Raw genomic sequence first — 24,830 nt, forward strand, 5'->3', positions numbered from 1 at the left:
TCCTTCTGCTGGGGTGCCGGATGTGTGACCACCGTAGTCGGCGCACCGGCCGTTCGGAGGGGGCCGCCGCCGCACGGTGCCATACCCCAACAATTCGGGCGGGGCCGATGGGGAGTTCTGCCCACCGGGCACCCTGTCCGATCGGCCCGGGCAACGGTAGGATCCGTTCCGGAGTCGCCGCGCCTCGTCGCCGACGACGCCGGCAGGGGGCCATCCGGACACGCCTCGCGGAGCGCGCGAGCGGTCGGTCGTGCTCGCACGCGGTCAGGCGACGGGACGCAGCAGTGCTGGACAACTACTGAAGGGTCTTCGCATGAGCCTTGTCTCACGCGTCTACGAGAACCGCCGGTCGGTCGCGTCCGCGGGCGTCGTCGCCCTGTTCGGCGCGGGTCTGGCCGGGTTCGCGATCTGGTACGACGGTGAGGCGACGGCGGACATCGACCTCAACGACTCCGGTGTCTGGGTCACGCAGACGTCGACCGGCACGCTCGGTCGGTTCAACCACGAGGCGCAGGCCCTGGACGGCACGCTGCTGGCCAACTCCGTCAGCTTCGACGTGCAGCAGAACGCGCAACGGGTGCTGCTGGAGAGCGGGGGCGACTCGTCGGCGAGCCCGGTGGACCCCGCGCAGCTCACCCTGCGCGGCACGATGAAGTTCCCGGCCGGTGCCAAGGTCGCCACCGGCGGCGCGACGACGGCCGTCCACGACGCCGACACCGGCCGTGTCTGGGTGCTCCCGTTCGACGGCAGCGTCGCGTTCGACGAGGATGCCCTCGACCCGGACCTCGAGGTCGGTACGGGCGGGGCCGTGACCGTGGCCCAGGACGGCACGGTGTTCGTCGCGGTCCCCTCCGAGAGCGCTCTGTACACGATCACGACAGGGCAGCGGGGCGCGGTGGCCGGTCACACCGAGGACCGGATGCCGGTGCACGGCGACGCCGAGATCCAGCTGACCACGGTCGGCGACGACGTCGTGGTGCTCGACCGCTCCACCGGGAAGGTGGTGCTGCCCGGAGGGGACGCGGTCGAGCTGGACGGCGGCGCCGAGGCGCAGCTCCAGCAGCCGTCCGGCGCGTCCGACGTCGTCGTGCTCGCGACGCCCCGGGGCCTGGTCTACCAGCCGCTCGGCGGTGGCACGGCGACGACGCGGTCGGCCAACGGCACGCCCGCCCGGCCCGTCCAGCTCGGCGGATGCACCTACGGGGCGTGGTCGCTGTCCGGGCAGGTGGTCCGCGACTGCCCGGGGGTGGACCACGACGAGGACATGGTGCTCGAGGGCATCAACGACACCACGTCCCTCGCCTACCGGGTGAACCGCGACGTCATCGTCCTCAACGACATGGTCAACGGCACCCTGTGGATGGCCGCGGAGGACTTCCAGAAGGTCGACGACTGGGAGCTCACCATCCCGGAGGACGCCGAGGGCGAGGAGGCGGAGTCCGAGGAGACCATCCCTGAGCAGGTCGACCAGTTCGTCGCCGAGCGTGACAAGGAGAACCGGCCACCCATCGCGGCCGACGACTCGTTCGGCGTCCGTGCCGGACGCACCACCGTGCTCGACGTGCTGCGCAACGACGTCGACCCCGACGGGGACGTGATGACGGTGTCGGTCGACTCGCCCCCGGACGGCGACCTGACCGTGGACCGTGTCCTGGACGGTGCCGCGCTGCAGGTCGACGTGCCCGCGGACGCGACCGGCAAGTACACCTTCACGTACGAGGTCGACGACGGCCGACCGAAGGGCACGGACACGGCGTCCGTGACCGTGCGGGTGATCCCGTCGTCCGAGAACGAGGCGCCGGTGCAGACCGGCGAGCCCGTGCTGCAGGTGGGCCAGGACGGCACCGGCACCATCAAGGTCCTGCCGTACTTCGAGGACCCGGACGGCGACGACCTCTTCTTGTCCCACGCCGGCACCGCCGACCCGAACGACGACGTCCGCTTCCGTCCCGACGGCACCGTCGAGTTCCGCGACGGCGGCGGCGCCACGGGCCGCAAGATCGTCGACCTCACCGTGTCCGACTCGTCCGGCCGCCCGTTCGAGGGCCGTCTCCTGGTCGACGTCGTCGCCACCAACGTCCCGCCCATCGCCGTGCAGGACCATGTCACGGTCCTCAGCGGGCAGCCTGTCACCGTCTCGCCGCTGACGAACGACTACGACCCGAACGGCGACACGCTGCGCCTGGTCCACGTCGCGGAGAAGGACGGCATCGCGATCACGCAGAACCTCGCGGCGGGAACCTTCACCGCGCAGGGGGACGAGCCGGGCTCCTACGACATCACGTACCAGATCAGCGACGGCCCGAACTCGACGATCGGTCTGGTGCGGGTGGACGTGATCGCACCGCCGGACTCGGACTCGGCGCCGGTGGCGGTCTCCGACCAGGTCCTGCTGCCGACCAACGGCACGGCTCTGCTCGACGTGCTGGCCAACGACACGGACCCCGCGGGTGGCGTGCTCGTCGTGCCGTCCGTGGACGTACCGGCTGACGCCCCGATCGACGTCAGCGTGCTGAACCACCACGTGCTGAAGATCTCCGAGACCAAGCGGCTCGACGAGCCGATCACCTTCGAGTACACGGTGGCGAACGCCTCCGGGGCCGCCACCGGCCAGGTCCGCGTGGTCCCGATCCCCGCCCCCGACGTGCTGCGCCCCCCGGAGGCCGGCCCGGACGAGGCGCTCGTCCACACCGGTGACGTGGTGACGATCCCTGTGCTCGCCAACGACAGCCACCCTGACGGGCTCGACCTCGTGCTCAACGATGAGCTGCAGGAGGAGCCCGACGCCGCCCTGGGCGAGGCGTTCGTCTCCGAGGACACGGTGCGGTTCCGCGCCGGTTCCGAGCCGGGGACGGCGCACCTCGTGTACGAGGTGCTCGACAGCAATGGCCAGAAGGACTCCGCCCAGGTGACGGTGACGATCCAGGGGGGCGAGGAGAACGCCGCCCCGCAGGTCCCGGACACCGAGGCACGGGTGCTCAGCGGCCGCACGGTCCGCATCGCGCTGCCGCTGGACGGGACCGACCCGGACGGCGACCATGTCGTCCTGAGCTCGATCTCCGCGGCGCCGAGCAAGGGCACGGCCACGATCGTCGACGGCTACATCGACTACACCGCAGGCAAGGGGGCGACGGGTTTCGACACGCTCACCTACGAGGTGACCGACACCCGCGGCGCCGTCGGGCAGGGGGCGATCCGTGTCGGGATCTCCGCCCCGCCCGCGACCAACCAGCCGCCGCAGGCGGTGGACGACGAGACCACCGTGCGGCCGGGGCGCACCGTCGCGGTGCGAGCCCTCGAGAACGACTCCGACCCCGACGGCGACGAGATCGGTCTGGTCGCGGACGGCTTCGAGGGGATGCCCGAGGGTATCGAGCCGAAGGCGGTCGACGAGGACGTCGTCCTGACGGCACCGGACGCCGAGGGGACCTACGCCTTCTACTACACGATCCAGGACGACTTCAAGGCTCGGGCGACGGGGGCGATCCGCCTCGTCGTCGACGAGGAAGCGCCTCTGCTGCGCCCGATCGCCGTGGACGACGTCGTGACCGCGGACGAGGTGCAGGGCGCCACGTCCGTCACCGTGGACGTGCTGGCGAACGACATCGACCCGGACGGTGTCGCGGCGGACCTCACGGTGACGGTGGACGAGGAGCTCGACGGGGTCGAGGTCACCGAGGACGGTCACGTCACCGTGGCGCTCACCGCGGACGCTCGCGTCATCACCTACACGGTCACGGACATCGACGGCCTCCAGGCGAAGGCCTTCGTGCGGGTGCCCGGAGACCAGGCTCGGCCCTACCTCCAGCCTGGGCTGGATCCCTTGCAGGCGACCAGCGGTGAGCCGTTGACGATCGATCTCGAGGAGTACGTGGTGGTGCGCGAGGGCCGCGAACCTCGCATCACCGAGGAGAAGACGGTGCAGGCGGCACAGGGTTCCGTCGCGGTCGAGGACCACGACACCCTCGTCTACACCTCGGCCGAGGACTACGCGGGCGCAGCCTCGGTCAGCTTCGAGGTCACCGACGGCGACGGACCGGACGATGCGGACGGCCTGACGGCGGTCCTCACGCTCCCGATCGACGTCGTCCCGTCCGAGAACCTCCCGCCCGAGATCGTCGGCTCGCCCGCGCTCGAGGTCGCCGCCGGCGAGGACGGCACCGTCGACCTGGCCCGGTACGTCGAGGACCCGGACGGCGACGCCCTCACCTTCGAGGTGTCCGGCGGTGACGGGATCACGACCTCCGTCACCGGCGGCACCGTCACGGCGCAGGTGGAGCCGTCCGTGCCGAAGGGCACGTCGACGGGCCTGTCGTTCACCGTCTCCGACGGACAGAACCCGCCTGTCGGCGGCGAACTCACGGTGACCGTCGTGGGATCCACGCGGCCGCTGGTGCAGACGTCGCCCGACGAGGTGCCGGACGCCCACCAGGGCGTCCAGATCCGGGTGCCGGTGCTGGAGAACGACACGAACCCGTTCCCGGAGAAGCCGCTGACGATCGTGGGCGCCTACGGGGAGACGGGCCAGGGAGAGGTGTCGTTCAGCGACTCCGAGGTCATCGTGACCCCGGGCGAGAACTTCCACGGCGTGCTCACGGTCCGATACACGGTGCAGGACGCCACCGAGGACCCGGACCGACAGGTCGACGGGTCGCTGAAGGTGACCGTCCTCGGCCGGCCCGAGGCGCCCCGCGCCCCGGTGGTCGAGGAGGTGCGCTCCGAGACGGTGGTGCTGAGCTGGGAGCAGCCGAACAACAACGGTGCGGAGATCACCGGCTACACCCTGCGCACCAACGACGGCCGATCGCAGGAGTGCACGACGACGACCTGCACGTTCGGCGGTCTGACGAACAACGTGACGTACACGTTCACGGTGGCCGCCACCAACGAGGTGGGCGAGTCCGAGGAGTCGCCGGCCTCGGCGGAGGCGCGCCCGGATCAGAAGCCGGACCAGCCGGATCCGCCGCGACTGGAGTTCGGCGACGAGTCCCTGACCGTGACGTGGAAGAACCGCACGTACACCGACCGGTCGCCGATCGAGTGCGTCAACCTGGAGATCAGCCCGGCACCCGCCGACGGCCGGATCCAGCAGACCTGCCTGTCCACCACGACGTTCACGTGGGAGGGGCTGACCAACGGCACGGCCTACACGGTGCGCGTCCAGGCCGAGAACGAGGCTCCGGACCCCTCCGACTGGTCCGAGCCGTCCGCGCCGGAGACCCCGGCCGGCCCCCCGTTCCGGCCGGGCGCGCCGTCTGCCACTCGCGTCGACACGGCCGTGGGCGGCCAGACGACGGTGAGCTGGGACCAGCCGAACACCAACGGTGACGCCATCAAGACCTACTACCTGGACGTCATCAAGGACGGTTCGAAGGTCCGCACGATCGAGGTGGCGGGCACCAAGACCTCCCAGACCGTCCAGGACCTGAACACCACCTCGAGCTACACGTTCACGGTGTCGGCCGAGAACAAGGCCGGGAAGTCCGAGACGAGCCCGGCGTCCAACGCCGTGGTGCCGTACGGCACGCCGGCGGTGGCGACGAACGTCTCGGCCCGGCTCGGCAGCAACACCAGCGGGCGGGCGATCGTGAGCTGGAGCGCCTCGTCGGACATCCGTGGTCCGGGGCCGTACTACCAGGTGCGCGCCAACGGGTCGGGTGCGCAGAACGCCGGGAACACCACCGAGTACACCTACACCGGCCTGAGCAACGGCACCTCGTACACGTTCCAGGTGCGGGCGTGCAACCAGTACACCTGCTCGGCATGGTCGGCGCAGTCGAACGCGGTGACGCCGTACACCACACCTGGTGCTCCCGGGGTCTCGGCGTCCAAGATCGCCGACGACCAGGGTCGGTTCCGGGTGACCGCGCCGAGCAACAACGGCGGCCGTGCGGTGCAGCGCATCGAGTGGGAGTACACCCGCGGCACGACGGGCAGCGGCCGCGCGACGAGCTGGCCGTTCACGCGGGACACGCCGAGGGCACACAGCACGACGTACACGTTGCGCGCCAGGGCCTGCAACGAGGCCGGGTGCGGGTCGTGGGCGAGTGCGAGCCACACCACGGACGCCCCGCCGACCCCCCGCGCCTGGGTGACCAAGGGAGCGCGAACCGGCGTCATCAACGGGTGTTCGTCCGGCAACTGCTACTACATGGTCGTCAACACGCAGCACTTCCCGAGCGGCTCCCACAAGGTGGAGTGCTGGTCGGGGTCCAACCCGGAGTACTCGGGCGGCTGGCACAACATCGTGCCCGGCAGCGACGGCACCGTCTACACGTCCCCGGGCGGGCCCGGCCGACAGTATTCGCTGAGCGGCACGTCGTCCGCGCAGATGACCTGCTTCTACGGCCACAACGGGACCCAGGTCGGGGTCGTGATCGATGGCACGCGCTACTACCAGAGCGATGCGCGCACCTGGTGACCAGGCGCGCCGTCCCACCCTGTCCATGAACCGACGCACGAGCACGAAGGAAGCCCCGAGATGACAATGACCCCCGAGCAGGCGGCATGGTTCGCCCAGACGTTCGACCGTCTGAGCGGCAACGTCGGCCTGGCGGTGCTGGGCAAGGCACCGGTGGTGCGCCTCGCCCTGACCTGCATGCTGGCCGAGGGCCACCTGCTGCTCGAGGACGCCCCGGGCACGGGCAAGACGGCGATGGCCCGCGCCATCGCGGCCTCGGTGCAGGGCACGCAGAACCGCATCCAGTTCACACCGGACCTGCTGCCGTCCGACGTGACGGGCGTGATGATCTACGACCAGAAGATGGGCACCTTCGACTTCCGGCCCGGCCCGATCTTCGCGTCCATCGTGCTCGCAGACGAGATCAACCGGGCCTCGCCCAAGACCCAGTCGGCGCTGCTCGAGGTGATGGAGGAAGGGCGCGTCACCGTCGACGGGACGGCGCACGACGTCGGCCGCCCGTTCATGGTCATCGCCACCCAGAACCCGATCGAGCAGGCCGGCACCTACCGGCTGCCCGAGGCGCAGCTCGACCGGTTCCTGATGAAGACGTCGGTCGGCTACCCGGACCACGCCTCCACGGTGGAGATCCTGTCGGGGTCGGCCACCCGCGACCGCAGCGCGGCCCTGCAGCCGATCATCACCACCAAGGCGGTCGCCGACATGGCCGACCTCGCCGCCACGGTCCACACGGACCAGGCCGTGCTGGAGTACATCAGCCGCCTGTCGGAGGAGACCCGCAACGCCCCCGAGGCGCGGATCGGTGTCTCGGTCCGTGGCGCCCTGGCCCTGGTGCGGTGCTGCAAGGTCTGGGCGGCGGCGCACGGGCGCAACTACGTGCTGCCCGACGACGTCAAGCAGCTCGCCCAGCCCGTGTGGGCGCACCGGTTCGTGCTCGACCCGGAGGCGGAGTTCACCGGGGCGCGGGCCGAGGTCGTCCTGGCAAGGATCCTCGCCGACGTGGCGGCACCGCAGGAGCGCGCCGGGGTATGACGACGCCAGTGACAGGGCGCGCGCGGCCCTCGCGCATCGCGGCCTCGCGGCTCCGCACGGGGGCGTGGTGGGTGACCGCCCTCGCCGTACTGCGGGACGGGTGGTCCGCAGTGATCCGGGTGTGCGCCCCGGTGACGCGGGCGCTCAGCACCTTCGGCATCGCCGTGCTGGTCGTCGCCGTGGCGGCGTGGGTCGCGGGCCTCATGCTCGGCTGGCTCGAGGTGCTGGTCGCGGCGATCGTGCTGACGGTCGCCCTCGTGGCGGCGATCGTGTTCGTGCTGGGCAGGCTGCGGTACGACGTGACCCTGACGCTGACGCAGTCGCGCGTGACCGTGGGGGACCCCGCCGTCGGCCGCCTCGACGTCCGCAACGCCGCCGCGCGGCCGCTCCTCCCGTCGGTGATGGAGCTTCCGGTGGGCCGCGGGACCGCCGCGTTCCCGGTGCCGCGCCTGCGGGGTGGCGGGACGCACGAGGAGATCTTCCGCATCCCCACCCGGCGCCGCAGCGTCATCACGGTGGGCCCCGTGAAGTCCGTCCGGGCCGACCCGCTCGGGCTGCTGCGCCGCGAGGTCACCTGGACCGACGAGCAGGAGCTGTACGTGCACCCGGCCGTGAAGAACCTGGCGAGCTCGTCGACCGGCCTGCTCCGCGACCTCGAGGGTCGCGCGACCACCGACCTCACCGACTCGGACATCTCGTTCCACGCCCTGCGCGAGTACGCGCCGGGCGACGACCTGCGCCACATCCACTGGAAGACGACGGCGCGGACGGGCACGCTGATGGTGCGCCAGTTCGAGGAGACGCGGCGGTCCCACCTGGCGGTCCTGCTGTCCACCCGGGCGCAGGACTACGCGAGCGACGAGGAGTTCGAGCTCGCGGTCTCCGTGTGCGGCTCGCTGGGCCTGCAGGCGATCAAGGAGGACCGTGGCGTGACGGTGCTCGTCCACACGGGCAGCCTGCGCGGGGACCACCACACGCGCCTCCTCGACGACCTGTCACGGATCGAGCCCGTGTCCTCCCACAGCAAGCTGGTGGATCTCGCCCGCGGTGTCGCCTCGAGCTCGGCGAGCGCCTCGGTGATCGCGTTCGTCGTCGGCAGCAAGGTCACCCCGACCGAGCTGCGCGTGGCGTCCTCCCGGCTGCCGGTGGGCGTGACGGTGATGGCGATCCAGTGCGTGCCGGGCGCCAGCCTGTCGCGGCACTCGATCGCCGAGGTCGGGGTGCTGACCCTGGGCAGGCTCGGTGACCTGCCGCTCGCGCTGAAGAAGATGAGCGACGCATGACCCACGAGACCACGCGGGGCGGCGGACCCGCCCGGCAGGACACGAGCGCCCGCGAGGAGTTCCGCACCGGCACCGGGCGCGGCACCACCCGGCGACACCAGGACTCGGTCCCTCGCGCGACGACGCTGCCCGCACTCGTCGACCTGGCGGCCCTGCTGGTGCTGCTCGGGACGGTCGTGGTGGGGTTCGGCCCGGTCTGGGGCTCGGCAGGCTACCTGCTGCCCGCTGCGGGCGGCGTCGTCGTGGGCCTGGGCGTCGCCTGGATCGGTGCGTGGCGCCGGTTCTCCGCGGTGACCGTCACGGCGCTGGCGGTGCTCGGCTACCTGCTCTTCGGCGGCGTCTTCGCACTGCGTCACACGGCGATCGCCGGTGTGGTGCCGAGCCTGGAGACGCTGTACGACCTGCTGCTCGGTGCCGTCGAGGGCTGGAAGCGGTTCGTCACGACGGCACCGCCGCTGAGCTCCTTCCCGGACCTGGCCGTCGTCCCCTACCTGCTGCTGCTGATCGTCTCCCTGGTCGCCGGCACGATCGCCTGGCGTGCCCGGCATGCCGTGTGGGCGCTCGCCCCGGTCGTCGTCGGCTTCGTCGCCGTGATCCTGCTGGGCACCCTCGACGAGGCGCTCCCCGTGCTGCAGGGTGCCGTCATCGCGCTCGTGGGGCTGCTCTGGGGCGGGGTGCGGGCCATGGAGGCCCGTGTCGGGACCCACTCGATCGCGACCGAGTCGAGCAGCGCCGCGATCCGTCGCCTGCGCTGGTACCGGGTCCGCACCGGAGCCGCCATCCTGGGCGTCGCCGCCGTCACGGCCGCGTTCGTCGCCCCGGCGATCATGCCGTCCGCGCCCCGCACGGTGCTCCGCGAGACCATCGTGCCGCCGCTGGACCTGCACCAGTACGCCAGCCCGCTGGTCGCGTTCCGGCACTACGCCAAGGAGCAGCGGACCGACGAGCTGTTCACGATCAGCGACCTGCCCGCCGAGGGCCGGGTCCGGCTGGCCACGCTCGACCGGTACGACGGCGTGGTGTTCGACGCCTCGGGCGACGGCGGCGACACCGGCGTCTACAGTCGCGTGGGCGAGAGCATCGCGACCGCTGCGACGGGGGACCCCGTCGAGGTGGAGGTGAACGTCACCGGGTACACCGGCGTCTGGGTGCCGGAGGTCGGTGCGTTGACGGGTGTGCGATGGACGGGCCCGAACGCCGCCGCGCAGGACGGCAGCACCTACTACAACTCGGCGACCCGGACGGCGATCACGACGGAGGGCGTGCGCCCGGGGGACACCTACACCCTGAACGCTCTCGTGACCGAGGTTCCGGACGAGGAGGAGCTGCAGCGAGGCACCGTGCTGGCCGCCGACCTGCCCGACGTCCCAGACGCCGCCGTGCCGCCGGGGCTGCCCGCCAAGACGGCGCAGTTCACCGGCGAGGAGATCGACCCGGCCACGAAGCTGTTCCTCCTGCGCGACGCGCTCGCTGCCTCGGGGGTGCTGTCCAGCGGCCTCGACGGTGAGCCGCCCTCGCGGCCGGGGCACTCGGCCGAGCGGATCGACACGCTCGTCCAGGAGGAGAAGATGGTCGGCGACGACGAGCAGTTCGCCGTCGCACTCGCCCTGATGGCCCGGCAGTCCGGCATCCCCGCCCGCGTCGTCATGGGCTTCGCGCCGGGCGAGGACAGCGGGTACACGCCCGGCGAGCCCTGGACGGTGCTCGGCAGCGACGTGCGCGCCTGGGTCGAGGTCCCCTTCGAGGGGCACGGGTGGGTGCCGATCGAGGCGGTCCCCGAGCAGAAGCCGCAGATCCAGCCCGAGCCGCAGTCGGAAGAGGTGCCCAAGCCGCCCGTGCTGCAGGAGCCGGAGCCCCCGGTGGAGCCGGACCAGTCCAAGGCGGGCAATGTCGAGGACGACGAGCAGGAGGAGGTCGAGAACGAGGCCTTCGACTGGGCCCGGTTCGGGCTGCTCGTGCTGGCCGTCGGCATCCCCTTGCTGCTGATCCTGGGCCCGATCGTCGCGATCCTGGCCTACAAGGCACGTCGCCGGGCCCAGCGGAGGCTGGCCGACGAGGCCATCCAGCGCTTCAGTGGTGGCTGGCACGAGGTCGTCGACGTCGCCACGGACCTGGGCAGCACCGTGCCGGCCTCGGCCACACGGCGGGAGAGCGCCCAGCTCATCGCCACCGAGCACCAGGCACCGGGTACGCTCGCTGTCGCCCACCGCGCAGACGTGAGCGTCTTCGGGGCGGGAGAGTCCAGCACCGCGGAGGCCGAGGGCTTCTGGCTGGAGATCGACCAGCTCGTGGGCGGGATGCGGGCGGGCGTGCCGCGGGGCCGGCGGCTCCGGGCCGCGCTCTCCCTGCGCTCGGTCCGCGCGCGCAGTCGCTGGATCAGGAGCGAGGAGAAGCGATGAGTGACGTGGTCTGTGCGGGCTGCGGGTCGACCCAGCGGGCGGGAGCGCCGTTCTGCGCCGTGTGCGGGGGGGAGTTCCCCCGGACCGGTCGGCCGGTGGAGGTCTCGCCGGAGGGGCCACGCGGAACGATCCAGCGGTCGTACGGCGGTGGAGACCCGGGTGCACCGGTCTCGATGGACACCGGCACCACCGAGCCGGAGATGATGACCGCGACGCAGGTGCCGTCGGCGTGGCAGCCGGCATCCACCGCGGCCGCCCGGCCGCCGTCGTACGCCCATGTGGGCAGGCGCTTCGTGGCACACCTGATCGACGGCGCCGTCGCCGGGCTCCTCTTCGGCGTCGCCTACGGCCTCGGGTTCATGCTGGTCGACCTGCCCGCCGGGGTCTATTCCCCCGGTGACCCGGAGTTCGCCGCCGTCCTCGGTCAGATCCTCACCGTGCTCGGGGTGGCGCTCGCGCTCCCGCTCGCCTACGGGTTGTTCCTGCTGATCTGGGAGGGACGGACGGGCAAGACGCTCGGCCACCTGCTCCTGGGCATGCGGGTGCAGAGCGCGGACGGTGGGATGCCGATCGGGGTGGGCCGGGCGTTCCTGCGCTACCTCGTGGTGGCGGCCGGCTCGCTCCTGGTCGGTATCGGCCAGTACGTGGTGCTCCTCAGCCCGCTGTGGGACGCGGGCGGGCGCAAGCAGGGCTGGCACGACAAGGCGGCGAAGGCCGTCGTCGTCGACGTGCGTGCCAAGGCCTCGGCGCAGCCCGCCGAGCATCCCGCTGCGGTCGCCTCGGCGGGGCCGGCGTCGGTGGCACCGTACCCGTCGTCGCTCGCGGTCCCCGCCTCGTCGCCGAGCGGGGCGCCCGCATCTCCCGCGCCGGTCCCGCCGACGGCGGACGGCTACCCGGCTGCGGCGGCGCCCGACCCGTACCAGGCACCGGCGTACAGCCCGACCCCGACCCCGGACCCGGCGCTGGCTCCCGGGGCGAGCGGTGACGGCTTGATCACCGGGGTGCCCGGTGTGGGGAGCGAGAGCCCTGCCGCCCCGCCGTCGGCACCTGCACCGGCCCCCGCGCCCGCCCCGGAGCCGGCGCCGGCAGCGGCGCCTGCGCCCGCCCCGGCCGTGCAACCCGCGCCGTCGCAGGACGTCCCCGAGGAGCACACGTCGTTCGAGGCGACGCGCATGCAGGCTCCTGTCCAGCATCACGCCCTCGCGCCCGCTCCTGTCGCCGCCGTCGAGCTCGAGCTGGAGTCGGGCGACCGGCAGACGGTCGTCGGTCTTGCCCGGATCGGCCGGAACCCGGAGGCCTCGGCGGGCGAGGACGTCCTGCTGGTCCGCGTCGACGACCCCACCCGGTCGGTGTCGAAGAACCATGCCGACCTCGGTGTCGACTCGGCGGGTCTCTGGTTGACCGATCGGGGATCGACCAACGGCACGGTCATCTCGGCGGCCGGCCTGCCGCCGCGGGTGGCGGAACCCGGGGCGCGGGTCCGGGTGCCGGTGGGATCGACGATCCATGTGGGGGACCGGCGCATCGTGGTCCACCTGGTGCGTGGCGCATGACCGCCGCCGAGGTCGTGCTCAGCTGGGGAGCGGCGACGCACGAGGGCCGCCGTCGCCGCGTCAACGAGGACAGCTATCTCGCGGGCGACGGAGTCTTCTTCGTGGCCGACGGCATGGGCGGGCACGATGCCGGGGAGGTCGCCAGCGCTCTCGCGCTCGAGGCGCTGAGCCCGTTGCGGGACGTCGCGCGGGTCGACCCGGACGTGGTGGTCGACCTGGTCGCCGCCGCGCAGGAGCGGGTGCGTGGCATCGAGACCGGCCCCGGCGGCCGGGGAGCGGGCACCACCGTGACCGGCGCCGTCGTGGCCTACCAGGACGACGTGCCCTACTGGCTGTTCGTCAACCTGGGCGACTCGCGGACATACCTGTTGTCCGCGGGCACGCTGGACCAGGTGAGCGTGGACCACTCCGAGGTGCAGCAGCTCGTCGACGCCGGCCTGCTCACCGTGCAGGAGGCGCGCCACCACCCGCGTCGCAACGTCGTGACCAGGGCCCTCGGGGCCGACGACACGCCGAGCCCGGACTTCCGGTACGTCCCGCTGGTGCTGGATGATCGTCTGCTGGTGTGCTCCGACGGGCTCACCGTCGAGCTGACCGACGAGCGCATCGCCCAGGTGCTCCTCGACCACCCGGACCCGCAGGACGCGGCCAGCTGCCTCGTCGAGGAGGCGATCGCGGCCGGCGGACGGGACAACATCACGGTGGTCGTGGTGGACGTGACGAGCGGGGTCGGCGGGACGGACCGCACCACGACGACCCCCCGTGGCGCCTTCGTGCCCGACGAAGACACGGTGCCGACCGGAGCCGAGAGCTGGCGCGGCGGAGCATCGGTGCCAGGACAGGAGGACTGATGACGACGGTGGAGTACACCGAGGGCGGCGCTCAGGCGATCGTGCGCGGCGACACCGTGGTGCTGCTGCCCGTACCGGTGGACGCGGAGCTCGTGGGCCGGCTGTGGGCGGCACTGTCCGCCGGGAGCACCGGTGGCCGGCACGCCGGCGGCGGTGGGGACACCCCGGCAGGCGTCGTGGCCGTCGTCGGGGTGCTGGCCCAGGCTGCGGCTGCCCTGACGGACATCCCACCGTTCGCCGTGGCGACGTGGGACGACGCGAGCGGTACCGCGCGGGTCGCGGTCCGAGGGGCCACGGCGTCTGTCGTCGTCGGGACCGGCACCGGCCTCGTCGAGGTGACCGGCGCGGACGTCCTCATGTGGGCGGAGCGGGTCGTCGAGGGTGCGACCTCGGTCGACGTGCGCACGTCCGACGCCGGGGGAGTCGACGGCGCCCCCGCATGGCCGTTGGTCGGTGGTGTGGTCCGTGCGTCGGGCCTCCGGGTCGGGACCGCCGTGCCGGCAGCTCCGGCCGCGCCGGACGGACCGGCGGCGCCGGAGCCCTCCGCCGCCGCGGCGGACCCGAGCGAGTGGCCCGTCCCGGGCCAGAAGGTCGGCGTCGTGCGCGCCACGGCCGCCGCCCCTGCTCTGCCCGACGAGGTGCCCGACGCGGGGTCCGATCTGGTGACCGACGCGGTGCCCGGCCACGAGACGCTCATCGGCGGCGCCGAGGACTCGCCGGCGCCGGCCGACGGCGCCGGTTCCAAGCCCGCGGACGAACCGGCGCGCGACGGCACCGACGCGCCGGCCGTGACGGTCTCCGAGGACACCGTGCTGGGCGACGACGACGAGGACGGCTACGAGCACCTCTTTGGTGACACCGTCTTCCGCCGGGTCGAGGACGCGGCGGTCCGCACCACCGAGGAGGACGAGGGCGAGGAGGACGCGCCGCCGCACGCCGAGCCGCCGTCGGCCCCCGTACCGCCGTCGGCCCCCGTCCCGCCGGAGCCGGGCCCGCTGTCCGCTCCGGAGCCGGGCCCGCTGGACGGCGAGCCCGGTGGGCTGATCGCCCAGGTGCCGGGCGCCGCGTCCGCACCCCAGCCGGCACTCCAGCCGGCACCCCAGCCCTCCCCGCTGGGCGGCACCCCGGGGGCAGTGTCCCGGGCCGCTGCCGTGAGTGCCGACGAGGCGCCCGTGTCCCCGGGCGACCAGGACCCTGGCGCGGTCGACGACCACGACGGCCACACCATCATGTCCGGCGAGCTCGCGGCGCTGCGCGAGGCCGCCGGCGGGGTGCCGCAGTTCAGCGTCCCGGCGACGCCCGGGGCGCAGGACGTCCTGGCGCTGTCCTGCCCGCAGGGCCACCCGAACCCACCGACCCGGGAGCGTTGCCGCACCTGCCTCGACCCGCTGGACGGCGAGCCGCACCGGGTGCCGCGCCCGCTGCTGGGACGCATCCTGGTCTCGTCCGGCACGGCGACAGGTGGGGTCAACGACGTCGACGGCGGCCAGGCCGTCGAGCTCGACCGTGACGTGGTCGTGGGACGCCGCCCGCGGACGTCCACCACCTCGGCGGACCGCATGCCGCGCCTGGTGACCGTGACCAGCCCGCAGCAGGACATCTCGCGCTCCCACATCGAGGTCACCCTCGAGGAGTGGCACGTGCTGGTCGAGGACCTCGCGACGACCAACGGCACCATGCTGCTGCGACCCGGCCAGGAGCCGCGACGACTGCACCCCAACCAGAAGGAGATCGTCGCCGACGGGGACGTCGTGGAGCTCGGTGACGGGGTCGCGCTCACCTTCGAGGGCATCTGGTGAGGGCGGGCACATGAGCAGCAGACGCGCGCCCTCGGCGCCCCCCGAGATCCCCGGGTACGAGTTCCGCAAGCTGATCGGTTCCGGCGGGTTCTCCGACGTCTTCCTCTACGAGCAGCGCCGACCCCGGCGACAGGTCGCGGTGAAGGTGCTGCTCAAGGAGTGGTCGAGCGACACGCAGCGGGCGGCGTTCGACGCCGAGGCGGACCTGATGGCCACGCTCGGCAACCACCCGTCGATCGTCACCATGTTCGAGGCCGGGGTGGCTCCGGACAACCGTCCGTACCTCGCGATGGAGCACTGCTCGCGGCCGAACCTCGGCTCGCGCTACCGGAGCGAGCGGCTCTCGGTCGCGGAGGCGATGCGGACCACCATCCAGATCGCCGGTGCGGTGGAGACCGCCCACCGCCTCGGGATCCTGCACCGCGACATCAAGCCCGCCAACATCCTGGTCACGCAGTTCGGCCACCCCGTGCTCACGGACTTCGGCATCTCCTCCACCGTGGACTCCGCGTCCGTCGCAGAGGGCATGTCCATCCCGTGGTCGCCGCCCGAGTCCTTCGGGGACCCGCCCGTGAGCGGGATCGCCACCGACGTCTGGGCGCTCGGTGCCACCTGCTACACGCTGCTCGCCGGCCGCACGCCGTTCGAGGTGCCCGGCGGGTCGAACGCCTCCGCGGACCTGATGAGCCGGATCGCGACGGCGCCGCTGCCCGGCACCGGGCGGGGGGACGTGCCGGACTCGCTCGAACGGGTGCTCCGGATCGCGATGGCCAAGCAGCCGGCCTCGCGGTACCCCACAGCGCTGGCGTTCGCTCGCGCGATGCAGCAGGTCCAGGTCGAGCTGGCGCGGGACATGACCCCGATCGACATCCTCGACGAGTCGGGCGGCGTGCACGTCGAGGAGGACGAGGCCGACGGCACGCGGATGAACCGGATCACGGCCATCGACCCGGGACAGGCGCCGGCCGCACGGTCGGCCGCGTCGCCGGGCTCGTGGGGACCGCCCGGCTCGGCCGGGTCGGCGGGCAGCCCTGCGGTACCGACCGCGGGCGGCTCCTCCGTCCCCCTGGTCGGGGCTCCTGGTCTGGTGGCCGCCCCCACCGGCACGGCGCCGGTCGGCGCAGGGCCGGGCATCGTCCCCACGGTGGCCGGCGGCCAGGAGTGGGCCGGCGTGCCCGTCGACGAGACGGTGCACCGGACCCAGGCGCCGTCGTCGGCCACCCCCGACGGGGCCGTCGACGACGCGCCGGCCCGCTCGACGTCGTGGTGGCCGCTGGTCGGCGGCGCGGTCGGGCTCGTCGCCGTCGGCGGTCTCGTCTGGTGGCTCGTGACGAGCACCGGAGGCACACCGGAGGCCGAGCCGACGGGCGAGTCGACCACGGTGAGACCGGTCGAGCCGCTCGGGGGCTACGTCCCACCCGTCCGTGAGCTGGACGCCACGGTCGACGGTGACGACGTCGTGGTGACCTGGGAGCCGCCGCGCGAGCTGCAGGACGGTGACGTCTACGGGTGGCGGCAGCTCTCCCTGACGTCGGAGTCGCGGTACGAGGAGACCGCGGAGACCTCGGTGCGGGTGCCGGACGACCCCGGCCAGGACGTGTGCGTGGAGGTCGTCGTGGTGCGGGCCAGCAAACCGTCCGTGGCGGTGCAGGCGTGCGCGGACGAGGCCTGACGGACGAGGACGGGGGACAGATGGGCGAGCTGGCGATCGAGTTCTGCGGTGAGTGGTTCCACCCGGAGCCGGGCGAGCCGTTCGACATCGGGCGCGAGGGTCACCTGGCGATCGACGACAACCTCTACCTGCACCGCCGGTTCCTCCGGTTCACCAGCGAGGAGGGCATCTGGTGGCTGAGCAACATCGGGTCGGCCGTCGCGGCGACCGTCTGCGACCTGCGTGGCGGGGTCCAGTCCTGGCTGCCGCCCGGCAACAGGTTGCCGGTGGTCTTCCCCACCACCTCCGTGGTCTTCACGGCCGGGCCCACCACGTACGAGCTGACCGCCTCGCTCACGGACGCCCCGTACTCCGAGATCAGCACCGAGGAGTCGGCGACCGGGACCACGACGATCGGAGCGGTCCGGTTCACCATCAGCCAGAAGCAGCTCATCGTCGCGCTCGCCGAACCCATGCTGCGCCGTGAGGGCACCGGCCTGAGCGAGATCCCGTCCAGCGCCGACGCGGCGCGGCGGCTCGGCTGGGCGACCACCCGCTTCAACCGCAAGCTCGACAACGTGTGCGACAAGCTCGACCGCATCGGGGTGAAAGGGCTGCGTGGCGGACCCGGCGGGGCGGCGACGAACCGGCGTGCCCGACTCGTGGAGCATGCCGTGACCTCGCGACTCGTGACCCAGGAGGACCTCCCCCTCCTCGACCTGAAGGACGACGCCTGACGTGCGCATCAAGCTGACCCTGAACCGGCCGGACGAGTCGGTCGTGAACGTGGCGGTCACGGCCGACGCCACCGCCACCGTCCGGGACGTCGCCGAGGTGCTGTTCTCGGCCGACCCGACCCGCAACGGTGCGGCGGCGCCGGAGAACCTCACGCTGCAGGTGCTCGGCGACGGTTCGTCGCAGCGCAACGTCACCGCGGGCCGCGTGCTCACCCCGACCAGCGACCTGGTCCAGGCCGGCCTGCGGTCGGGCTCCGCCGTGTCGATCGTGCGTGTCTCGGAGCAGTTCGTCCACCCCGGCCAGGACCGTGGCGCGGCCGTCGCCGTCCTGCGCGTGCTGGAGGGGCCCGACGCCGGCCGGGAGTTCCAGCTGCCCGTGGGCACCTCCTACCTCGGTCGCGACCGTGACATGGACGTCCGGCTCCAGGACCCGCAGGTCTCGAAGCGCCACGCCCGGATCGTCGTGGGCGAGCAGGTCGAGATCCACGACCTGGACTCCGCGAACGGGCTCGTGATGGGCGGCCAGCGGATGACGCGGTCGGCGCTGACGTCGTCCGACACCGTGACGGTGGGCGGCAGCGTCGTGTCCGTCGTGAGCCTGCACCGGTCGACGAGCCTGGCACCGACCAGCCCGGTGGTCGAGTTCAACCGGTCCCCGCGGGTGGTGGCACGGTTCGGCGAGACGGAGATCGCGGCACCCAAGCCGCCACGCCCGAAGACCCCGCGAGGGCTGCCCTGGCTGCCGATGATGGTGCCCGCCCTCATGGGTCTGGCACTGTGGGCGATCTTCCAGAACCCGCGGATGCTCGTGTTCATGTTCATGAGCCCGATGATCATGGTCGCGATGTACCTGGACCGCAAGCACAACGCGAAGAAGGAGTTCGCGGAGGCGACGCGGCTGTTCGAGGAGTCCGTCGCGGCGACCCGCGAACGAGTCACGAAGACGCACGCCGTGGAGCGCGCCGTCCGGCGCGCCGAGGCGCCCGCCCTCGCCGAGGCGATCGACGCCGTGCGCCGGCTCGGCGGGCTGATGTGGACCCACCGTCCTGAGCACCGCGGGTTCCTCACCCTCCGGCTCGGCACGGGCAGCGCCCCGTCCCGGACGAAGTTCGCCCAGCCCCGCGAGAACGAGGCGCTCCCGGAGCACTGGGAGATGGTGCTGGACCTCCAGGAGCGGTGCTCGGTCATCGACGACGTCCCCACCGTCGCCGCCCTGCGGTACGGAGGGAACGTCGGGCTCGCCGGGCCCAGCGGGCCGGTGGAGTCGGTCGCCCGCGCAGCGCTGCTGCAGCTCGTCGCCCTGCACTCCCCGGCCGAGGTGGTCGTCACCGCACTCACGTCGCACCGGTCCCGCGAGGACTGGGAGTGGCTGCAGTGGGTGCCGCACACCGGTTCGCCGCACAGCCCGCTCGGGGCCTCCGACCACCTGGCCGGCGACCCCGGGCGCGGCGCGTCGTTGCTCGCCCGTCTCGAGGGGCTCATCGAGTCCCGGGGGGTCGTGCTCGACGGTCCACCACCGTTCGAGGGCGAGCGCGACGCGGAGAAGGACCGGGAGGAGCGTTCGCCGAAGCCTCTGCTGCCCGCCGTCGTCGTCCTGGTCGAGGACGACGCCCCGCTCGACCGGTCGCGTCTCGTCCGCCTCGCCGAGCGGGGTCCGGCCGCGAACGTGCACGTGGTGTGGGTGGCCCCGACCGTGGAGCAGCTCCCGGCGGCCTGCCGGACCTTCGTGCTCCTCGACCCGCAGTCCCGCGACGAGAACGGGATGACCGGTGAGGTGCACTACGGACGGCTGACGTACCCCGTCGCCTGCGAGACCGCGGACCTGGCGACGGCCCACGAGGTGGCGCGCATCCTGTCGCCGGTCGTCGACGTCGGCGCACCGGTGGAGGACGAGTCCGACCTGCCCCGCGCGGTGTCCTACCTGGCGCTGGCCGGCACGGACCTCGGCTCGGACGCCGCCGGTGTCGTCGAGCGGTGGCGGGAGAACCTGTCCCTCACACCGCGGGACGGGTCCCCGCCGGTACGGCGCAAGAGCCCGACCGACCTGCGGGCGCTCGTCGGCCACAACGGCGTCGAGGAGTTCTACCTGGACCTGCGCACGCAGGGGCCGCACGCGCTGGTGGGCGGCACCACCGGTGCGGGCAAGTCGGAGTTCCTCCAGTCCTGGGTGCTCGGGATGGCGGCGGCGCACAGCCCCGACCGCGTCACGTTCCTCTTCGTGGACTACAAGGGTGGTGCCGCCTTCGCCGACTGCGTGGACCTGCCGCACACGGTGGGCCTGGTGACCGACCTGTCCCCGCACCTCGTGCGACGTGCGCTGTCCTCCCTGCGTGCCGAGCTGCACTACCGCGAGCACCTGCTCAACCGCAAGAAGGCGAAGGACCTCGCCTCGCTGGAGAAGACCGGGGACCCGGAAGCGCCGCCCAGCCTGATCATCGTCGTGGACGAGTTCGCGGCGCTCGTGGGCGAGGTCCCCGAGTTCGTCGACGGGGTGGTCGACGTCGCTCAGCGAGGGCGCTCCCTCGGCCTGCACCTGATCCTGGCGACCCAGCGTCCTGCCGGTGTCATCAAGGACAACCTGCGCGCCAACACCAACCTGCGGATCGCGTTGCGCATGGCCGACGAGTCCGACTCCAAGGACGTGCTCGACGACGAGATGGCGGCGCACTTCTCCCCGTCGATCCCCGGTCGCGGTGCGGCGAAGACCGGTCCGGGGCGCATCACCACGTTCCAGACCGGGTATGCCGGTGGGTGGACCCGTGACGAGCCGGACCCGACGCAGGTCGAGGTCGAGGAGCTGGACTTCGGGACGGGCCGCCGGTGGGAGATGCCGGCCCCGGAACGTCAGGAGGTCGGGGACCCGGGACCGAACGACATCGCCCGGATGGTGGCGACGATCCGGCAGGCGGCGTCGAGCGCCGGGGTGCCGGCTCCGCGCAAACCGTGGCTGGAGGAGCTGGCCGCCACGTACGACCTCGCGTTGCTGCCGAACCCGCGTACGGATGCGAGGCTGCTCCTGGGGGTCCTCGACGACCCGCACGCCCAGGCGCAGCCCACAGTGCACTACGAGCCGGACGCGGACGGCAACCTGGCCGTCTACGGCGCCGGTGGTACCGGCAAGAGCACGACGCTGCGCACCGTCGCCGTCTCGGCGGGCCTCACGGCTCGCGGCGGGCCCACGCAGGTGTACGGCATCGACTGCGGCTCCGGCGGCCTGTCGATGCTGGAGAACCTGCCGCACGTCGGTGCCGTCATCTCCGGCGACGACGAGGAGCGCATCACGCGCCTCATGCGCCGCCTGACGGAGCTGCTCGACGAGCGGTCCGCCCGCTACGCCGAGGTGCGGGCGAGCACCATCGACGAGTACCGCCGGATCGCGGACCGGCCCGACGAACCACGGATCTTCGTGATGGTCGACGGGATCGGGAACTTCCGCGACTCCTATGAGGTGACCTCGGCCCGGGGGTTCTCGATCTTCGGTGCGTTCACCCAGCTCGCGACGGACGGCCGCCCGGTGGGGATCCACCTGGTGATGTCGGGCGACCGCGCGGTCTCGGTGCCGCCGTCGTTGACCTCGACGGTGCAGAAGCGGATCGTCCACCGTCTCGCCCGCGAGGACGACTACCTGATGCTCAACGTCCCCCGTGACGTGCTGAGCCCGGCCTCCCCGCCGGGCCGCGCGATCATGTACGGCCAGGAGGCGCAGATCGCCGTGCTGGGGGGCGAGCCGAACGGGGCCGTGCAGTCGCGCGAGCTGGCTCGGCTCGAGCAGACCATGCGGCGGATGGGTGCGCCGCAGGCGCCCGGGGTGGCCAGGCTGCCCGACAGCTTCGCGCTCGACGCGCTGCCGCCGACGGTGGGGGACCTCGCGACCGTCGGGCTGCGCGACCTGGACCTCGCACCGGTCGGCCTGCCGATGCGTTCGCCGTTCATGCTGGCCGGGCCTCCGGGGTCCGGACGCACGACGGCGTTCGTCACCCTCGCGACGACGTTGCGGCGGGCGGGGCGCACCCGCCTGGTGTACCTGTCGTCGCGCCGGTCGAGCCTGGGTGCGCTGGACCTGTGGGACGAGCAGGCGTCCGACCCCGAGACCGTGGTGGAGCTCCTCAAGGAGCTCACCACGGCGCTGCAGGACGACCGGGTCACGCCGGGCCGCCTCACCGTGATGATCGAGAACTACACGGAGCTGACGGGCACGCCCGCGGAGAAGCCGCTGGAGGCGTTCGTCAAGCTGGCGGTCCGCAAGGAACAGCTCGTGGTCGGGGAGTCGGAGACGTCGACCTGGTCCAAGGCGTTCACCCTGGCGGGGCCGTTCAAGTCCGGTCGTAACGGCATCCTGCTCACCCCGGGTGACACGGACGGCGACGTCCTGATGAACACCGGGCTCGGCCGCATGCGCCGCAAGGACTTCCCGCCCGGGCGGGGATTCCTCATCACGGCCGGCCGGGCCTCCAAGATCCACGTCGCTCTGCCGGAGTGATGTGTGGGATGGGGAGTGCTCCCCATTCCTTGTTGTCATGGGCTCTGGTTGAGTTCGTGGTGTTGAAGCGATGAGGTGGTTGTCCCGCAGGGGGCGGCCCTTGAGTGAAGGAGCATGGCATGGTTGCAGAGGGTGGCAACGTCTTCGGTCTTGACATCGAGGCGGTCCGGAGCCTGGCTGGGGTTCTGCGGGACCAGGCGGAGGTCGTGCGGACGTCGGTGACGACGATCACGAACCAGATGTCGCAGACGGAGTGGAACGGTCCGGACGCGGTGCAGTTCCAGGACGAGTGGGACGGGACGCACGCGGCGAAGCTGAACGAGATCGCGGCGGCGCTGGACGGTTACGCCACGACGGCGGACAGCAACGCCACGCAGCAGGAGAACACCTCGACCGCGTACTGACGCGGAGGTGCAGGGGCCGAAGGGGTGCGGCGGGGCCGTACCCCTTCGGCGTCGGATGTCGTCGAGGTGGGGAGCCCGGGGCGCGGTGCGCGGCAGGGCATGAGGAGGAGCTGTGAGCGCAGGTCTGTACGGCGCCGATATCGAGGCGTTGCGCCTGCTCGCTGACAAGATCGCAGAGGGTGGCACGTCGTTGGACTCCGTGGTCACCACGGTCGATGCGGTCCTGCCCAGCACGGATGTCTGGGGCGGGGTCGACGGCGACCAGTTCCGTGCCGAGTGGCGGACCACTCATGCAGTGCGCCTCCGCGAGGCGTCAGGCATGCTCGGCACCGTCGCGGCACGGGTACGTGACAACGCCGACGACCAGGAACGCACCTCCGCGGCGGACGGTGGGGCCGGCGGTGACGGTCCTGGCGGTCCGGCCGAGCCGCTTGGTAGCGCGAGCGGGACCGACGGTGACCTCTTCGACCTCTTCGCCCCCGGGGCAGCGCTCGTCGGGTTCGGCGCTGCCGCGTGGAAGGCATTCAAGTACGGGCAGAACCTCCTCAACTATTCCAGGGCGCTGAACGGGGTCGGCCAGGCTGCGTCGAGCGCGTCGGCCTTCATGCGGAGCTTCATGCTGCAGGACGGCATGGGCATCCTGGGCAAGCTGGGGACCTTCGGCAGGTTCGCAGGGGTGGCCGGCGGCGCCTTCGGCGCCATCGGGGGCATCCACCAGATGTTCAACCCGCGCTACGACGGATGGCGCGGTGGTCTCGATCGCGCGATGGGCGGTGTCGCCGCGGTCGGTGGTGTGGCGACCGTCGGGATGTTCCTTGGTGCGGCGGCTTTCACGGGCCCGGTGGGGATCGGCATCGTGGTCGGTGCAGGGCTCGTCGTCGGAGCCTACGAGCTGACGAACCTGGTGATCGACAACTGGGACGCGATCTCAGGCTTCGCCAGCGATCCGCTGCCCTATCTGGCGGACGGCTGGGACAACGTGACTGACTTTGCCAGTGATGCGGTGAGCAACGTCGGCAGCGCGCTCAGCGACGGCGCGTCGGCGGTCGGGGACTTCGTGGGAGGCTTGTTCTCATGACCGGACCTGACCCGATGCGATTCTCGCCGGACGATGTGGCGGCGGCTCGCAAGACGTTGGAGCAAGCGCGGGCCGGGGAGGCAGTGCCCATCGTCATCCTCACCGACGAGGAGGTCGTCATCCTCGATGGCCTGGAGCACGATCAGCTCGTGCCCACACCGTGGCTCGAGGCGCAGGAAGGCGCTGACAGGTCACTCGTCGGGCGGGTCGCGCTCCGTTCGCTCCTCGCCCGCGAGATGGTCTTGCCGGCCAGCGTCACCGACGGCTCGGTCCGAATCACCGCGCACCCCGGGATCACCGGCCCCCTGGTCTTGCGTCGGACGGCGCAGGAGATCCTCTCCGCCGAGCGCACGACGTCCGGAGGGAAGCACTGGGCCTTTGCCTACGTGCACGACGAGGACGGGTCGAAGGTCGTGCTGGAAGAGGAGATCTCCGACTCGGGGCACCACGCCTTCTCGGTCTACCCGTTCGATCACCTCGGTGAACGGTGGGAGGCATTCCTGGATCCGACGGGGGTTGCGGTGATGGGTGGCAAGGCGACGACGATTCCCGCCGACGCGCTGCCGACACAGGCTCCGGAGCTCCCGCAGCTCAAGGATGCGGTGGCGGTGTCCGTCGTCTCGGCCGTCCGTAAGGGGCAGGACTTCCTGGTCAACGCGTCGGTCTACGCCGGACCGCACGGAGTGCACGTGCTGCGTGGCGAGGGCCGTGACGCGGCGGGCGGGCCGGCGTCCTACGTCCTGCAAGAAGTGGGGCCGCGAGGTCTGCGGGCGCTGCCCGAGGAGCTGGTCTCCTCGTGAGCGCGCTGGGGCGGTGGAGCCTCGGCACTGGTCTGGTCCTGATCGGTGTCGCGGTGGTCTGTGCAGTGGTCGACCTCGTCCCGGTCGCGATGATCGCGGGGGTCCTCGCGATCGTCGCGATGGTGATCGCGGGATACGACGCCGTCTACCGGGCGCTGGAGCGCCGCGAGCTGCGGCGTCGTGGCGACCGCGCACGGCGTTCCCGCGGCGACCGCTGAACGCTGGTCGGAGGATGGGGAGTGCTCCCCATTCCTTGTTGTCATGGGCTCTGGTTGAGTTCGTGGTGTTGAAGCGATGAGGTGGTTGTCCCGCAGGGGGCGGCCCTTGAGTGAAGGAGCATGG

General features: G+C 72.2%; 14 protein-coding genes. All 14 read left to right on the plus strand.

Annotated elements, in window-relative coordinates; all coding sequences use genetic code 11:
* Positions 1-313 precede the first annotated feature (313 nt).
* The 14 genes from PZC42_RS03375 (at position 314) to PZC42_RS03440 (ending at position 24,706) form a co-directional block, all read left to right on the plus strand.
* Positions 314-6,421 carry an Ig-like domain-containing protein gene (locus tag PZC42_RS03375; RefSeq protein ID WP_277208401.1) on the plus strand — a complete coding sequence of 2,036 codons (6,108 nt, stop codon included), beginning with the start codon at positions 314-316 and terminating at the stop codon, positions 6,419-6,421.
* A gap of 60 nt (positions 6,422-6,481) precedes the next feature.
* A complete protein-coding gene (locus PZC42_RS03380) occupies positions 6,482-7,453 on the plus strand; it encodes an AAA family ATPase (protein ID WP_277208404.1) in 972 nt (323 codons plus the stop codon).
* Entirely contained in the window at positions 7,450-8,736 is a 1,287-nt protein-coding gene (locus PZC42_RS03385; protein ID WP_277208406.1) for a DUF58 domain-containing protein, read from the plus strand. The genes PZC42_RS03380 and PZC42_RS03385 overlap by 4 nt, the downstream gene beginning before the upstream one ends.
* Positions 8,733-11,135, plus strand: a complete 2,403-nt coding sequence (locus PZC42_RS03390; RefSeq protein ID WP_277208408.1) for a transglutaminase TgpA family protein — start codon at positions 8,733-8,735, stop codon at positions 11,133-11,135. Before PZC42_RS03385 ends, PZC42_RS03390 begins: the two co-directional genes overlap by 4 nt.
* The gene (locus PZC42_RS03395) at positions 11,132-12,688 is read left to right on the plus strand and encodes an RDD family protein (RefSeq protein WP_277208410.1); all 1,557 of its coding nucleotides are present in this window, start codon (positions 11,132-11,134) and stop codon (positions 12,686-12,688) included. Before PZC42_RS03390 ends, PZC42_RS03395 begins: the two co-directional genes overlap by 4 nt.
* Positions 12,685-13,539: a PP2C family protein-serine/threonine phosphatase gene (locus PZC42_RS03400; protein WP_277208412.1), complete on the plus strand. Its 855-nt coding sequence runs from the start codon at positions 12,685-12,687 to the stop codon at positions 13,537-13,539. The genes PZC42_RS03395 and PZC42_RS03400 overlap by 4 nt, the downstream gene beginning before the upstream one ends.
* Positions 13,539-15,338: an FHA domain-containing protein gene (locus tag PZC42_RS03405; RefSeq protein ID WP_277208414.1), complete on the plus strand. Its 1,800-nt coding sequence runs from the start codon at positions 13,539-13,541 to the stop codon at positions 15,336-15,338. The genes PZC42_RS03400 and PZC42_RS03405 overlap by 1 nt, the downstream gene beginning before the upstream one ends.
* A 10-nt stretch (positions 15,339-15,348) precedes the next feature.
* Positions 15,349-17,010 carry a serine/threonine-protein kinase gene (locus tag PZC42_RS03410; RefSeq protein WP_277208417.1) on the plus strand — a complete coding sequence of 554 codons (1,662 nt, stop codon included), beginning with the start codon at positions 15,349-15,351 and terminating at the stop codon, positions 17,008-17,010.
* A 20-nt stretch (positions 17,011-17,030) separates the two neighbouring features.
* Positions 17,031-17,726, plus strand: a complete 696-nt coding sequence (locus PZC42_RS03415; RefSeq protein ID WP_277209272.1) for a hypothetical protein — start codon at positions 17,031-17,033, stop codon at positions 17,724-17,726.
* Between the two features lies 1 nt (position 17,727).
* Positions 17,728-22,206: a type VII secretion EssC family protein gene (locus tag PZC42_RS03420; protein ID WP_277208419.1), complete on the plus strand. Its 4,479-nt coding sequence runs from the start codon at positions 17,728-17,730 to the stop codon at positions 22,204-22,206.
* A gap of 119 nt (positions 22,207-22,325) precedes the next feature.
* Positions 22,326-22,610 carry a WXG100 family type VII secretion target gene (locus PZC42_RS03425; protein WP_277208421.1) on the plus strand — a complete coding sequence of 95 codons (285 nt, stop codon included), beginning with the start codon at positions 22,326-22,328 and terminating at the stop codon, positions 22,608-22,610.
* 112 nt (positions 22,611-22,722) lie between these two features.
* Positions 22,723-23,688, plus strand: a complete 966-nt coding sequence (locus PZC42_RS03430; protein WP_277208424.1) for a hypothetical protein — start codon at positions 22,723-22,725, stop codon at positions 23,686-23,688.
* The gene (locus PZC42_RS03435; protein WP_277208427.1) at positions 23,685-24,488 is read left to right on the plus strand and encodes a hypothetical protein; all 804 of its coding nucleotides are present in this window, start codon (positions 23,685-23,687) and stop codon (positions 24,486-24,488) included. Before PZC42_RS03430 ends, PZC42_RS03435 begins: the two co-directional genes overlap by 4 nt.
* Complete coding sequence (locus PZC42_RS03440) at positions 24,485-24,706, plus strand: hypothetical protein (RefSeq protein ID WP_277208429.1); 222 nt, start codon at positions 24,485-24,487, stop codon at positions 24,704-24,706. The genes PZC42_RS03435 and PZC42_RS03440 overlap by 4 nt, the downstream gene beginning before the upstream one ends.
* The last annotated feature ends 124 nt before the right edge of the window (positions 24,707-24,830 follow it).

The sequence above is a fragment of the Isoptericola croceus genome, assembly GCF_029382255.1.
Lineage (GTDB): Bacteria > Actinomycetota > Actinomycetes > Actinomycetales > Cellulomonadaceae > Isoptericola > Isoptericola croceus.